Origin of the sequence: Bradyrhizobium sp. 41S5 (assembly GCF_011516665.3) — a bacterium.
Taxonomy (GTDB): domain Bacteria; phylum Pseudomonadota; class Alphaproteobacteria; order Rhizobiales; family Xanthobacteraceae; genus Bradyrhizobium; species Bradyrhizobium quebecense.
The window spans coordinates 3,714,024-3,727,726 of sequence record NZ_CP083721.1 but is presented as its reverse complement, the minus strand read 5'-3'; the positions used below and the strand labels follow the sequence as shown (position 1 = coordinate 3,727,726).

At 63.1% G+C, this 13,703-nt stretch carries 7 protein-coding genes; 1 reads left to right on the top strand and 6 read right to left on the bottom strand.

Annotation, left to right across the window (positions count from 1 at the left end):
- From fusA to rpsL, 3 genes are read right to left on the bottom strand one after another with little or no spacing between them, the layout of a single operon-like run.
- Nucleotides 1-2,073, bottom strand: coding sequence for an elongation factor G (fusA, locus tag HAP47_RS17630; RefSeq protein WP_173637160.1), 2,073 nt, complete (start codon nt 2,071-2,073; stop codon nt 1-3).
- Between the two features lie 30 nt (nt 2,074-2,103).
- A complete protein-coding gene (gene rpsG / locus HAP47_RS17625; RefSeq protein WP_050402248.1) occupies nt 2,104-2,574 on the bottom strand; it encodes a 30S ribosomal protein S7 in 471 nt (156 codons plus the stop codon).
- A 15-nt stretch (nt 2,575-2,589) separates the two neighbouring features.
- Nucleotides 2,590-2,961, bottom strand: coding sequence for a 30S ribosomal protein S12 (rpsL, locus tag HAP47_RS17620; protein ID WP_028168167.1), 372 nt, complete (start codon nt 2,959-2,961; stop codon nt 2,590-2,592).
- 701 nt (nt 2,962-3,662) lie between these two features.
- Between rpsL and HAP47_RS17615 the strand changes: the two genes are divergently transcribed.
- Nucleotides 3,663-4,871, top strand: a complete 1,209-nt coding sequence (locus HAP47_RS17615; RefSeq protein WP_173637161.1) for an FAD-dependent oxidoreductase — start codon at nt 3,663-3,665, stop codon at nt 4,869-4,871.
- Between the two features lie 96 nt (nt 4,872-4,967).
- On the opposite strand, the gene HAP47_RS17610 is transcribed toward HAP47_RS17615, so the two are convergent.
- The 3 genes from HAP47_RS17610 to rpoC all read right to left on the bottom strand — a co-directional run bounded on the left by HAP47_RS17610 (nt 4,968) and on the right by rpoC (nt 13,623).
- The gene (locus tag HAP47_RS17610; RefSeq protein WP_173637162.1) at nt 4,968-7,016 is read right to left on the bottom strand and encodes an ABC transporter ATP-binding protein; all 2,049 of its coding nucleotides are present in this window, start codon (nt 7,014-7,016) and stop codon (nt 4,968-4,970) included.
- Between the two features lie 162 nt (nt 7,017-7,178).
- A complete protein-coding gene (locus tag HAP47_RS17605) occupies nt 7,179-9,239 on the bottom strand; it encodes an FAD-dependent oxidoreductase (protein WP_173637163.1) in 2,061 nt (686 codons plus the stop codon).
- Nucleotides 9,240-9,420: 181 nt separating this feature from the next.
- Nucleotides 9,421-13,623: a DNA-directed RNA polymerase subunit beta' gene (gene rpoC, locus HAP47_RS17600; RefSeq protein WP_173637164.1), complete on the bottom strand. Its 4,203-nt coding sequence runs from the start codon at nt 13,621-13,623 to the stop codon at nt 9,421-9,423.
- Nucleotides 13,624-13,703 lie beyond the last annotated feature (80 nt).

Below are 13,703 nucleotides of genomic sequence, written 5' to 3'. Positions count from 1 at the left end.
TCAGGCAAACTTCTTCTGGACTTCAGCCGACACGTTCGCCGGAGCTTCGGCGTAGTGATCGAACTGCATTGTGAAGGTCGCGCGCCCCTGGCTCATCGAGCGCAGGTTGTTCACGTAACCGAACATGTTCATGAGCGGCACCATCGCATTGATGACGTTGGCGTTGCCGCGCATGTCTTGACCCTGGATCTGGCCGCGCCGCGAATTCAAATCGCCGATGACCGAACCGGTGTAGTCTTCCGGGGTCACCACCTCGACCTTCATGATCGGCTCGAGCAGAACGGACTTGCCCTTCGTCAGCGCCTCGCGGAACGCAGCCCGCGACGCGATTTCGAACGCCAGCGCCGACGAGTCGACGTCGTGATACTTGCCGTCGACCAGTTGCACCTTGACGTCCACCACCGGGAAGCCGGCAACGACGCCGGAGCCCATCACGCTGTTGAGGCCCTTTTCGACGCCGGGGATGTATTCCTTCGGCACCGCACCGCCGACGATCTTCGATTCGAACTCATAGCCCTTGCCGGGCTCGTTCGGCTCGACGACGATCGACACTTCGGCAAACTGACCGGTACCGCCGGTCTGCTTCTTGTGCGTGTACTTGACCTCGGCCTTCTTGGTCACGCGCTCGCGGAACGCCACCTGCGGCGCGCCGATGTTGGCATCGACCTTGTAGGTGCGCTTGAGAATGTCGACCTTGATGTCGAGATGCAGTTCGCCCATGCCCTTGAGAATGGTCTGGCCGGACTCCTGGTCGGTCGACACGCGGAACGACGGATCCTCCGCGGCGAGCTTGGCAAGCGCCACGCCGAGCTTTTCCTGGTCGGCCTTCGACTTCGGCTCGATCGCGATCTCGATCACCGGCTCCGGGAATTCCATCTTCTCGAGGATGACCGGCTTGTCGGGATCGCACAGCGTGTCACCGGTGCGCGCTTCCTTCAGGCCAGCCAGCGCGACGATGTCGCCGGCATAGGCTTCCTTGATGTCTTCGCGGTTGTTCGCATGCATCAGCAGCATGCGGCCGATGCGCTCTTTCTTCTCACGGGTCGAGTTCACCACGCCGGTGCCCGACTGCAGGATGCCCGAATAGATGCGGCAGAAGGTGATGGTGCCGACGAAGGGGTCGTCCATGATCTTGAACGCGAGCAGAGCCAGCGGCTCCTTGTCGTCCGCATGGCGCACGACTTCGTTGCCGTCCTCATCGGTGCCCTTGATCGCGGGCACGTCGATCGGCGACGGCAGGTAGTCGACGACGGCGTCGAGCAGCGGCTGCACGCCCTTGTTCTTGAACGCGGAGCCGCACAGCACCGGATAGAACGCGCCGGTCAGCACGGCCTTGCGGATCAGGCGCTTCAGGGTCGCCTCGTCCGGCTCCTTGCCGTCGAGGAAGGCAGCCAAAGCATCGTCGTCGAGCTCGACGGCGGCTTCCACCATCTTCTCGCGATATTCCTTGGCCTGCTCGACCAGGTCTTCCGGGATGTCGACATAGTCGAACTTGGCGCCGAGCGACTCATCGTTCCAGACGATGCCCTTCATCTTCACGAGGTCGACGAGACCCTTGAAGTTGTTCTCGGCACCGATCGGCAGCTGGATCGCGATCGGCTTGGCGCCGAGGCGGTCGACGATGTCAGACAGACACTTGAAGAAGTCGGCACCGGTCTTGTCCATCTTGTTGGCGAAGACGATGCGCGGAACCTTGTACTTGTCGCCCTGACGCCAGACGGTCTCGGTCTGCGGCTCGACGCCCTGATTGGAGTCGAGAACGCAAACGGCGCCGTCGAGCACGCGCAGCGAACGCTCGACTTCAATGGTGAAGTCGACGTGGCCGGGGGTGTCGATGATGTTCAGGCGCTTGCCGTTCCAGAACGCGGTGGTCGCAGCCGAAGTGATCGTGATGCCACGCTCCTGCTCCTGCTCCATCCAGTCCATCGTCGCGGCACCTTCGTGCACTTCGCCGATCTTGTGGCTCTTGCCGGTGTAATACAGGATGCGCTCGGTGGTCGTGGTCTTGCCGGCGTCGATATGCGCCATGATACCGAAGTTGCGGTAGTCCTCGATGGCATGTTGGCGGGGCATGAGACTGTTCCTTAAATTCCGTTGATCGCCTTACCAGCGATAGTGCGAGAAGGCGCGGTTGGCTTCCGCCATCCGGTGCACGTCTTCACGCTTCTTGACGGCGTTGCCGCGATTGTTCGAGGCGTCGAGCAGCTCCGCCGACAGACGCTCCGTCATGGTCTTCTCGTTGCGCTCACGGGCGGCCGAGATCAGCCAGCGGATGCCGAGCGCCTGACGGCGCACCGAGCGGACTTCCACCGGCACCTGGTAGGTCGCGCCGCCGACGCGGCGGGAACGAACCTCGATGGTCGGCATCACATTCTCAAGCGCCTGCTCGAACACGCCGAGCGGCGGCTGCTTGGTCTTGGCCTCGATCATGCCGAGCGCACCGTAGACGATGTTTTCGGCGACCGACTTCTTCCCGGCGTACATCACCGAGTTCATGAACTTCGTAATGATGACGTTCCCGAACTTCGGATCCGGAAGAACTTCACGCTTCTCAGCAGAATGGCGACGCGACATCTGATCGTTTCCCGCTTACTTCGGACGCTTCGCGCCGTACTTCGAACGACGCTGCTTACGGTTCTTGACGCCCTGGGTATCCAGCACGCCACGGAGGATGTGGTAGCGCACGCCGGGCAAGTCCTTGACGCGGCCGCCGCGGATCATGACCACCGAGTGCTCCTGCAGGTTATGGCCTTCACCCGGGATGTAGCCGATCACCTCGAAGCCGTTGGTCAGGCGCACCTTGGCGACCTTACGAAGCGCCGAGTTCGGCTTCTTCGGGGTCGTGGTGTAGACGCGCGTGCACACGCCGCGCTTCTGCGGCGACTGCTGCAGCGCCGGCACCTTCTTGCGCGACTTCTGCACTTCACGTGGTTTTGCGATCAGCTGGTTGATCGTCGGCATGCAGCCTTCACCCTTTAGTTCGCGCGGAAACCTTGAATGGCTCCGCAAATTTCTTCTCAGGACTAGCCGTCCCGTACGGCCCGCCCGACGCGGAACAAACACCCGCGCAAAGCGAAATCGCGCCAACCACTCATCACTGAGCGGAAAGCGCATCGACGCCACAGAGGACCGCGATTCCGAACCGTTCAGCGTTCGCTGTTCGGTCCGCCACCGAGGTCATGCATCCGAATTCACTCTCAAGAGGACGCGCTCAAGAGAACTAAAATCGTCCTGGCATTGCCTAGCTATCATCGACAGCGTTTGAGCGGCATTCGTCGAGGTTGGTGCCCGTCCGGCGCCTGAAAAAGGGCTTTGGGGTGTTCCGTTCCGACGCTGGCGTAGCTCACCGCCTGTCGTTAAGTGAGCGCCTTGTATAAGCGAGAGATAGTGAAGTCAAGCAAAACGACAAGCAAAGAAACGCCTCTGGCGCTTGCAGATTTCGCATTTCGCGGCGCCTCGCCGAGCGATGAAATGTGACAGCCTTCACGCCTCCCCTCGCCTCAATCCGAATCTCCGGTACGCCAGCGGAATCACATTATATCCGGGTACAATATGATTGGAAACAATTCTCCCCAACTTGGACCCGAAGGCCAATTTCGAAACTAAGCCTTTATTTGCCATTCGCAGCGCAAAAATTGCGGTCTACGGCCACGGAAAACGTCATGCGGTACACCGACATCGCGATCATCGGCGGAGGTCTTGCGGGCTCGACCGCGGCCGCCATGCTCGGCCGTGCCGGGATACCGACCGTCCTGATCGACCCCCATCAGGTCTATCCGTTCGACTTCCGCGTCGAAAAGATCGGCGGCGACCTGCAGCTCGCGCGATTCGCCCGGACCGGGATTGCCGAATCCGTGCTGCTTTCGGCGACGCTCGACGGCGAGAACTGGATCGCGCGATTCGGCCGTCTGCTCGACCGGCAGCCGAGCCGGCAATACGGTCTCATGTACGACGCGCTGATCACTGCGATCCGGGCCGAGATCGCCGGGCCGGCCGAATTCATCCGCGACAAGGTCGTCAATGTCGCGACCAGCTCCGAGCGGCAGCGCTTGGTGCTTTCGGGCGGCGAGGAAATCTCGGCGCGCCTCGTGGTGCTCGCCAACGGCCTGAATGTCGGGCTGCGCCGGATGCTCGGTATCGAGCGGCTGGTGACCAGCTTCTGCCACTCGATCTCGATCGGCTTCGATTTCGTCCCCGTCGGCCGCCCCGCCTTCCCGTTCGCGGCCATGACCTACTTTTCGGAGCGGCCGAGCGACCGCATCCCCTACATCACGCTGTTTCCGGTCGGAAACCGGATGCGCGCCAACCTGTTCACCTACCGCCCGGCCGACGATCCGTGGCTGCGGGCGATGCGGCGCAATCCGGTCGAGACGCTCAACGCGGCGCTGCCGCGGCTGCGCCGGCTCACCGGTGAGTTCGATGTCGCCGGCGACATCAAGATCAGGCCCGCCGACGTCTATGTCAGCACCGGCTATCGGCAGGCCGGCGTCGTGCTGGTCGGCGACGCCTTCGCCAGCACCTGCCCCGTCACCGGCACCGGGACCGACAAGGTGTTCACCGACGTGTCCCAGCTCTGCAACGTCCATATCCCGGCCTGGCTTGCGACCGACGGGATGGGCGAGGAGAAGATCACGGCGTTCTACGACGATCCGGTCAAGACGGAGTGCGACGCCTGGTCGAATGCCAAGGCATTCAACTTCCGCGAGGTGTCGATCGGCAGCGGGCCCTACTGGCAGGCCCAGCGCTGGGCGCGCTTCCTCGGCTATCTCGGCCGGGGCACGCTGCGCCGGCTGCACCGCCCGCAGGCAGCGTCAGCGACACGGTCCGCCAATCACTTCCAGCAACGTCCGCACGCCGCAGACAGGGCGTAGAGGCGTGATCAGCAGGAGCGTTTTCGAGCGAAGGGGAAAGAAAACGCGTTAAAAAGAATCCAGCGTCCGACCATCGCCGGCGACGCGGCGCGGGACTCACACCTCGTCTTCGTCCTCATCGTCTTCGTCATCGTCATCGTCGTCGTCATCCTCGTCGTCCGCGTCGTGGTGGACATGCCTCTGGTCGTCCCACAGCTTGCGGTAGACGCCATTCAGGGCCAGCAGTTCCTCGTGCGAGCCGCGTTCGATCGCCCTGCCGCCGGAGATCACGATGATCTCGTCCATCTCGACCACCGAGGCCAGTCGGTGCGTCGACCAGATCATGGTGCGACCCTCGGCGACCTTGAGCAGCGTGCGGTTGATCGCCGCTTCCGTGGTCTGGTCGAGCGCCGAGGTCGCCTCATCGAGCAGCAGCACGGACGGGTTGCGGATGATCGCGCGCGCGATCGCGATGCGCTGGCGCTGGCCGCCGGACAAGGTGTCGCCGCGCTCGCCGACCGGCGTGTCGTAGCGCTGCGGCAGGCTCATGATGTAGCGATGGATCTCGGCCTTCTTCGCGGCGTCCTCGACCTCCGCGTCGCTGGCCCCCTCCTTGCCGAGCCGGATGTTTTCGCGGATCGACATGTTGAACAGCATGTTCTCCTGGAATACGACCGCCATGCTGGCCCGCAGCGACTCGCGCGTCACCCGGCGGATATCGACGCCGTCGATGGTGACGCGGCCCTCGTCGGGCACGTAGAGCCGCAGGATCAGGTTGATCAACGTGCTCTTGCCGGAGCCGCTGGGACCGACGATCGCAATGCTCTTGCCGGCATTGAGCTTGAGGCTGAAATTGTCGAGCACCGGCGTCTGCGTTCCCTCATATTGGAAGGTGACGCGGTCGAAGGAGATGTCGTTGGTGATGCGCGGCAGATCCGGCGCACCGGGACGGTCGGCGCCGCGGGTCGGCTCATCGAGCAACTCCTGGATGTGCCGCACCGCCGCCGCAGACTGGATCGACACCGGGATGAAATGCATGAGATGGGCGATGTTGTACGACACCTCCCAGAATGCGCTCTCGAAGGTCACGAAGGTGCCGACCGTGATCTGCCCCTTGGTGGCGAGATAGGCGCCGATCGCCAACACCACGAGGTGCAGCAGCAGCACCGAAATGGTGACGGTGCGCTCCACCATGGTGGACAGGAACATGGCTGAGGCGGCCTTGGCGCGGACGTCGCGGTTGCGCAGCGTGAACCAGCCGAGCGCCCGGCGCTGCAGGTTGAACGCCTTCACCACCGCCTGGGCAGCGACGTTCTCCTGCACCATGCCGAGCAGCGCGGCTTCGTTCTGCTTCTGCTCGTAGTTCGCCAGCACCGCCTTCGGCGTCAGGATTCGCGGCCCGATCAGCGTGATCGGAAACACCAGCAAGGCGACCACGGCAAGCTGCCAGTTCAGGAACAGCATCAGGATGATGCCGGCGATCAGCTCGAGGCCCGGCAGCGCGGCGCTGTTGGCGAAGGTCTTGACCGAGCCCTCGAAGGCCGACAGATCGATCGAGAAACGCGACAGGATCTCGCCGCGCTTGGTGCGCGCGAAATAGGCCGACGGCAGGTTCTGGACGTGGTCGAAGATGCGGGTCCGGACGTCGGCGATGATGCCCGCGCCAAGCCGCGCATCCCAGCGCTCGTACCAGACCGCGATGATCGAGGTGACGATGCCGGCGACCGCGAGTACGCCGAGTATCTTGTAAAGGGCCTGGAAATCCTCCTCGCCGAGCGCGTCGTCGATCAGGAATTTCAGGCTGAGCGGCATGATGACGTTGAACAACGTCTCGACCAGCACGCCTACGGCGACGAAAGCGAGCGGCTTCTTGTAGTTGGTCAGGATCGGCTTGACGAAGCCGAAGATCGTGGAGAGCGCGCCGGCGGCTTCCCTGGCGGTGAAGACGACGAGGTCCTCGTCATCATCGTCGTCGAGCTCGAACTCGTCGTCCTCGTCCTGATCATCGTCGTCATTGGCCGGCGCAGCGGCCGGCTTGGCGGAGGCCGTTGCCGCAGGCGCACCGGCCGCGGCCGCAGACTTTTTCTTCAGCTCGATATCGTCGGCCGCCGATCGATTCGGATCGTCTGATGCAGGAGGTCTTGATGCAGGAGGTCTTGGCGCCATGAAACCAACCGATGCTCCACGGCCGGCATGACCGCAAATCGAAACCGCAGCGGCGAACGCTGCCGGTACAATCCTATGCGATCACATTGAATTCGGCAAAGCGTTTGCAACGGCGCGGCGCGCGGTCCGTGGATTCGGGATCACGGCAACGCCGCGTTGCCGCTAGTCGTCGAGATCGGCCTCGACCTTGTCGAAGAAGGAATAGCGCAGGCTGTCGGAGTCGGCGTACCACTGCCCCGGCCCCTTGTTGGCGGCAAGCGTCAACGTCCACAGCGCATCGGTGCAGTCGCGGCGATGCATCGACAGGTCGAAGCCGTTGCCGAAGAACAGTTCCGACCATTCCCACCAGGTGCCGAGCTTCTTCACGCCGCGCAGCAGGTCGTAGCGATCAATCACCGCCGGCGCCATGTCCGAGGTCACCGACGCGAATACGACACCGGTCTTGACCACGCGGTTGAGCTCGCGCACCCCGCGCACCACCTGCTTCTCGCTTAGATGGCACAGCGAGGTCTCGAACACGAAGTCGAACTCGTTGTCCTTGAAGGGCATATCGGCGATCGAGCCGAGCTTGTTGTACTTCTTGAGCGCCTTCGGCGTCTTGCCGTGGATGTAGCGGTTGTTTTCGATGCCCCAGGCATCGATGCCGCGCTCGCGCAACGCGCCGACCAGTTCGCCGCTGGCGGAGCCGGCGATCAGCAGCTTGTAGCCCTTCGCCCTGCCCCACACCGTCTTGATCAGGTCGGTCAGATAGGCCGGGTCGGTGAAGTTGCGCCAGACTTCGCTGTAGGGACCGGCGCCGCGATAATTCTCGAAATAGTGGCGATCGATCTTGTCGGACAGCGCGCCTTCGTCCTGCGCACGGGCGCGGCGCAGCCGCATCATCTCGGTGACGATGATGTCGGTCGCGGCGTCGGAGGAATCGAGCAGCCCGTTCAGCGTCGAATCGAACAGATAGTCGCCGACCACCACGATGCCGGGGTGCTGCTTCGGGTCGGGACGGTGGTTGGTCATGACGTCGCGCACCGGCAGGCCGCCCGGCAGCGCGTTGACCGACGACAGCCAGCGATGGGTCTTGCCCTCGAGGAAATGCGCACGCGCATCGCCGAGCGAGGCCGGCAGCGACTTCAGCGCGGTGTCGATCAGTTCCTCGTCGCTGAGATTGGCGAAGGCGAGCGCGTCGGAGCCGGCGATCAGCCAGTTCAGCACGCCGTGCTTGCCGACATCGTGGCGCGCGCCCTCGTTGTAGACGCAGCAGCCGCCGAACGCTTCCGACATGAACCAGGCGCCCGGGATCTTCTCGCCCCAGAACGGCTCGTCGAACAGGATCGAGACGCGCAGATAGTGCGCCGGACGATCGAAATAGGCGACGTGCTTGACCATCGACTTGCGCAGCTGTTCGCCGTCCCAGCGCATGGTCGCGAGCCAGGAGTGCGGAAGGCAGACCAGCACGAGGTCGAAGTCGCGCGTCTCCGGCCCCTTGCCGTTCATCATGTTGAGCTGGTAGCGGCCGCTTGCGGTCTTGCCGACCTTGAGGACGCGATGGTTGAGCTGGATGTCGGCGCTGACCTCCGAGCGCAGGCAATCGATCAGCTGCTCGTTGCCGTTCTGGATCGAATACAGGCCGATATAGCCGTCGACATCCATCACGTAGTTCTTCAGCGCGTTGAGGCCGTTGGTGTTGTGGCTCTCGGTCGCGAGGTCGGAGCGCGCCATCACCTTGAAGAACCGCTTTGCGGTCACGTCCTCGACCTCTTCGTCGAGGATCTGCTCGGCGGTCTTGTAGGCCCACGGATGTTCGTTGTCGTGGGCGCCGACGCCCTCGTAATACTCGATCGGCGACACCAGCTCGCTGCAGCGCTTGCGGAACGCCTCGATCGCAGCCGCGGTCTTCGCGCCGTATTTGCGGCGCATGCCGGGAACGTCGGCCAGCAGTTCGCCGTCGAGCTGCACCTGCTCGGCATCCATCGGGATCGTCTGCAGTCCGAAATGCTGGATCAGCTCGCGCAGCGGGTCGGGTCCCGTCATCGAGTAATCGTAGATCTCGGCGACGCCGGCCTCGTACATCGCGGGCGCGGTGTCGAATTTGCGCGTGAGAATCTTGCCCCCGAGACGGTTCGACGCCTCGAAGATGGTGATGCGGCAGAGGTCGCCGAGTTTGCGCTTCAGATACCAGGCGCTCATCAGCCCCCCGGGGCCGCCGCCTACAATCGCCAAGTCGAGCATATCGATTCCGTCGTCTCCGGCACGAGCCAAACAGCCGGTCTAAGTCACCCTAGCAAAGGCACTTTTTTGCCTGAAGGGAAGATGAACAAACTGCGTCCCTGCACCGCAGCAAGGCAAGAAAGTAACAAAAAGGCCGGCAGAACGCCGGCCTTCTCGCTGACTACCGTAGTCTTGCGGATGCTTATTCCGCGGGCGGCAGCGCCAGCGGCTCCGCTTCCGGAGCCGTCGGCACGATCGCCGCCTGCTGCTTCTCGCGCTCGTCGAGGATCAGCTTGTCGCGCTTGACCGCGACTTCGCGAATCCGCGCCATCGAGGCGCCGGTGCCGGCCGGGATCAGGCGGCCGACAATGACGTTCTCCTTGAGGCCTTCGAGCGGGTCCACCTTGCCGTTGACGGCAGCTTCGGTGAGCACGCGCGTGGTCTCCTGGAACGACGCCGCCGAGAAGAAGGAGCGGGTCTGCAAGCTCGCCTTGGTGATGCCGAGCAGAACCGGCGTCCCCGTGGCGGGCTTCTTGCCCTCCTCCTTGGCCTTGGTGTTGAGCGCGTCGAACTCGATCTTGTCGACCTGCTCGCCCGAGATCATGTCGGTGTCGCCCTGATCGGTAACTTCGACCTTCTGCAGCATCTGACGGACAATCACCTCGATGTGCTTGTCGTTGATGAGCACGCCCTGCAACCGGTAGACCTCCTGGATTTCGTTGACCAGATAGGCAGCGAGTTCCTCGATGCCCTTGATCGCCAGGATGTCGTGCGGCGCCGGATTGCCTTCGACGATGAAATCGCCCTTTTCGACGATGTCGCCGTCCTGAAGGTGGATGTGCTTGCCCTTCGGGATCAGGTACTCGCGCGGCTCCTCGGTCTTGTCCATCGGCTCGATCGAGATGCGGCGCTTGTTCTTGTAGTCGCGGCCGAAGCGGATCGTTCCCGCGGTCTCCGCGATGATCGCCGCATCCTTCGGCTTGCGAGCCTCGAACAGTTCCGCCACCCGCGGCAGACCGCCGGTGATGTCACGCGTCTTGGCGCTCTCGGTCGAGATACGCGCCAGGATGTCGCCGGGCATCACCTTCGCGCCGGTATCGACCGACAGAATGGCGTCGACCGACAGCATGTAGCGGGCATCGCCGCCACGCGCGAGCTTCATCACCTTGCCGTCCTTGCCCTTGACCACGATGGCCGGACGCAGGTCCGAACCGCCGCGCGTCGTGCGCCAGTCGATGACCACGCGCTTGGCGATACCGGTCGACTCGTCGAGCGTTTCCGAGATCGACTGGCCTTCGACCAGATCCTCGAAACCGATCGTGCCCTCGACTTCGGTGAGCACCGGACGGGTGTAGGGATCCCACTCCGCGATGCGCTGGCCGCGCTTGACCATGTCGCCTTCGTCGACGTGCATCTTCGAACCGTACTGAATACGGTGGGTTGCACGCTCGGTGCCGTCGGCATCGACGATCGCAACGACCATGTTGCGCACCATCGCGACCAGATTGCCTTCGCTGTTGCGGGCGATCGCCTTGTTCCTGATCACGATCTTGCCGTCGAAGTTCGATTCGACAAACGACTGCTCGTTGAGCTGCGCTGCGCCGCCGATGTGGAACGTGCGCATCGTCAGCTGCGTGCCGGGTTCACCGATCGACTGCGCCGCGATGACGCCGACGGCCTCACCGTGGTTGACCGGGGTGCCGCGGGCCAGATCGCGGCCGTAGCACTTGGCGCAGATACCGTTGATCAGCTCGCAGGTCAGCGCCGAGCGGATCTTCACTTCCTGGATGCCGGCCTGCTGGATCGCGTCGACATGGGTCTCCTCCATCAACGTGTCGCGCTTGACGACAATCTCGTTGGTGGCGGGATCGCGCACGTCATCGCAGGCCGTACGGCCCAGGATACGCGAGCCGAGCGAGGCAACGACCGTGCCGGCATCGACGATGGCGCGCATCTTGATGCCGAGCTTGGTGCCGCAATCGGTCTGCGTGATGATGCAGTCCTGCGCGACGTCGACCAGACGGCGGGTCAGGTAGCCGGAGTTCGCGGTCTTCAACGCGGTGTCCGCGAGGCCCTTGCGGGCGCCGTGGGTCGAGTTGAAGTACTCGAGCACCGACAGACCTTCCTTGAAGTTGGAAATGATCGGCGTCTCGATGATCTCGCCCGACGGCTTGGCCATCAGGCCGCGCATGCCGGCGAGCTGGCGCATCTGGGCCGGCGAACCACGCGCACCGGAGTGCGCCATCATGTAGATGGAGTTCACTTCGGCTTCCGCTCCGCTGGCCGTCTTCTTGACGGACGAGATCTCCTTCATCATCGCCTTGGCGACTTCTTCACCGGCCTTCGACCAGGCGTCGACGACCTTGTTGTACTTCTCGCCATGGGTGATCAGACCGTCATTGTACTGCTGCTCGAAATCCTTCGCCAGCGTACGGGTCTGATCCACGATCTTCCACTTCGACGCCGGCACGACCATGTCGTCCTTGCCGAACGAGATGCCCGCCTTGAAGGCGTTGTAGAAGCCGAGCGCCATGATGCGGTCGCAGAAGATCACCGTCTCCTTCTGACCGCAGTGACGGTAGACCTGGTCGATCACGCCGGAGATCTCGCGCTTGGTCATCAGCTTGTTGATGATGTCGTACGAGATCTTGGTGCTCTTCGGCAGCAGGTTGCCTAGCATGACGCGGCCCGCGGTGGTTTCGATCCACCGCTTGGACATCTTGCCTTCCTCGTCGAGGCCTTCCCACCGGTACTTGATCTTGGTGTGGAGGTGGATGACCTTCGAATGCAGGGCGTGCTCGAGCTCGGCCATGTCGCCGAAGATCTTGCCCTCGCCGGGCAGGCCTTCGCGCATGATCGAGACGTAGTAGAGGCCGAGCACGATGTCCTGCGACGGCACGATGATCGGCTGGCCGTTTGCGGGATGCAGGATGTTGTTGGTCGACATCATCAGGACGCGCGCTTCCAGCTGCGCTTCGAGCGACAGCGGAACGTGCACGGCCATCTGGTCGCCGTCGAAGTCGGCGTTGAACGCGGCGCAGACCAGCGGATGCAGCTGGATCGCCTTGCCCTCGATTAGCACCGGCTCGAACGCCTGGATGCCCAACCTGTGCAGCGTCGGCGCGCGGTTCAGCAGCACCGGATGCTCGCGGATCACCTCGTCGAGGATATCCCAGACCTCCGGACGCTCCTTCTCGACCAGCTTCTTGGCCTGCTTCACCGTGGTGGACAGGCCCTTGGCGTCGAGCCGCGAGTAGATGAACGGCTTGAACAGCTCAAGCGCCATCTTCTTCGGCAGGCCGCACTGATGCAGGCGCAGCTCGGGACCGACCACGATCACCGAACGGCCCGAATAGTCGACGCGCTTGCCGAGCAGGTTCTGACGGAACCGGCCCTGCTTGCCCTTCAGCATGTCGGCGAGCGACTTCAGCGGGCGCTTGTTGGCGCCGGTGATGACGCGGCCGCGGCGACCGTTGTCGAACAGCGCGTCGACGGCCTCCTGCAGCATGCGCTTTTCGTTGCGGATGATGATGTCAGGCGCACGCAGCTCCATCAGCCGCTTCAAGCGGTTGTTGCGGTTGATGACGCGGCGATACAGGTCGTTGAGGTCCGAGGTCGCGAACCGGCCGCCGTCGAGCGGCACCAGCGGACGCAGGTCCGGCGGGATCACCGGCACGACCGTCATGATCATCCATTCCGGCTTGTTGCCGGAGACGCGGAAGGCCTCGACGATCTTCAGACGCTTGGCGAGCTTCTTGTGCTTGATGTCGGAGTCGGTCTCCGCCATGTCGGCACGCAGCGTCGCCTCGAGCTTTTCGAGCTCGAGCCCCTTGAGCAGCTCGCGGATCGCTTCCGCGCCGATCATGGCGGTGAAGGAATCCTGGCCGTACTCGTCCTGCGCCTTCAGATACTCGTCTTCCGACAGCAGCTGACGGTCCTTCAGCGCGGTCAGGCCCGGCTCGAGAACGACGTAGTATTCGAAGTACAGGATCCGCTCGAGATCCTTCAGCGTCATGTCGAGCAAGAGGCCGATGCGCGACGGCAGCGACTTCAGGAACCAGATGTGGGCGACCGGCGCCGCCAGCTCGATATGGCCCATGCGCTCGCGCCGGACGCGCGACAGCGTCACTTCGACCGAGCACTTCTCGCAGATGATGCCCTTGTACTTCATCCGCTTGTACTTGCCGCACAAGCACTCGTAGTCCTTGATCGGCCCGAAGATGCGCGCGCAGAACAGGCCGTCACGCTCCGGCTTGAAGGTGCGGTAGTTGATGGTCTCCGGCTTCTTGATCTCGCCGTAGGACCAGGACAGAATCTTCTCCGGAGACGCGATCGAAATCCGGATCTGGTCGAAGACCTGAGCCGGCGTCGTCGGATTGAAAAGATTCATAATCTCTTGATTCATGGTCTTCTCCTCGCGTGCCGATCGTCACCGGCAGCAAATTCGAAACTTTTATTCAACGCGCGCCCCACTCAACGTCCGAG

Coding starts and splice junctions, on each gene's coding strand:
- fusA (WP_173637160.1), bottom strand. CDS start 2,073: ATGCCCCGCCAACATGCCATCGAGGACTACCGCAACTTCGGTATCATG.
- rpsG (WP_050402248.1), bottom strand. CDS start 2,574: ATGTCGCGTCGCCATTCTGCTGAGAAGCGTGAAGTTCTTCCGGATCCG.
- rpsL (WP_028168167.1), bottom strand. CDS start 2,961: ATGCCGACGATCAACCAGCTGATCGCAAAACCACGTGAAGTGCAGAAG.
- HAP47_RS17615 (WP_173637161.1), top strand. CDS start 3,663: ATGCGGTACACCGACATCGCGATCATCGGCGGAGGTCTTGCGGGCTCG.
- HAP47_RS17610 (WP_173637162.1), bottom strand. CDS start 7,016: ATGGCGCCAAGACCTCCTGCATCAAGACCTCCTGCATCAGACGATCCG.
- HAP47_RS17605 (WP_173637163.1), bottom strand. CDS start 9,239: ATGCTCGACTTGGCGATTGTAGGCGGCGGCCCCGGGGGGCTGATGAGC.
- rpoC (WP_173637164.1), bottom strand. CDS start 13,623: ATGAATCAAGAGATTATGAATCTTTTCAATCCGACGACGCCGGCTCAG.